This is a genomic window from Acinetobacter rongchengensis (genome assembly GCF_003611475.1).
Taxonomy (GTDB): Bacteria; Pseudomonadota; Gammaproteobacteria; order Pseudomonadales; family Moraxellaceae; genus Acinetobacter; species Acinetobacter rongchengensis.
Genome location: NZ_RAXT01000176.1, coordinates 1 through 733 on the forward strand (window position 1 = coordinate 1; position 733 = coordinate 733).

General features: G+C 35.3%; 1 protein-coding gene. It reads right to left on the bottom strand.

All coding sequences use genetic code 11. The annotated features are described in order from the left end of the window. Positions 1-30 precede the first annotated feature (30 nt). Positions 31-693 carry an IS1595 family transposase gene (locus tag D7V20_RS19370; protein ID WP_120385417.1) on the bottom strand — a complete coding sequence of 221 codons (663 nt, stop codon included), beginning with the start codon at positions 691-693 and terminating at the stop codon, positions 31-33. Between the last annotated feature and the right edge of the window lie 40 nt (positions 694-733).

A 733-nucleotide genomic window follows, 5' to 3' on the forward strand; every position in this document is an offset into this window, starting at 1 on the left:
GGCTCTAGACTAGCAGATTTACATTTAATTTTACCTAATGAGGTTCCACAACTCTGTTGCTAACTCATTAGGCTCCCTCATCCAACGCCATTCAGTTTCTTTAAGATGATAATCAAAGTACTCTTTTGATATACCGTTGAACTTTGCTAGCCTTCTTTTACAAAAGCTCCAAAATGATTCTATTCCATTTATATGACATTGTCCTCTGGCAAACTCATTTGCTCCATGATTTACTCTGAAATGCTTTGAATAACCGACATCTACCAAACCATTATATCCACGCCAACCATCACTATAAATTACGCTTTCAAGTGCGATTTTACCTAAGATAACTTGTTGTAATGTATTCTTTTTACAGTCAGGGACTATTTCTGTATAAACTCGACCATTCCTTTCAAATATTCCAAATACAGGTTGTTTTAAAGTACCTCGACCTCGTTTCAACTTCCCATGAAAACCACGTTGTCTTTTCGCTCCAAAATAGCTTTCATCCACTTCAATAGAACCTACGAACTTTGCTCTTAAATCTGTTTGATGGTCATAGATCGTTTCTCTAAAAAGCATGTACCAATAGTTGATTGTATTACGGTTCAGGTTGAGCAATAAGGCTGTTTTAGAAGCAGGAATATCAATGCAAAAGCACTGAATAATTTTTTTAATCTTATAGTGGCTTAATTTACTGTTTTCTATCATGATTCTAGACTAACACATCTATTCTGCTAGTCTAGAGCCT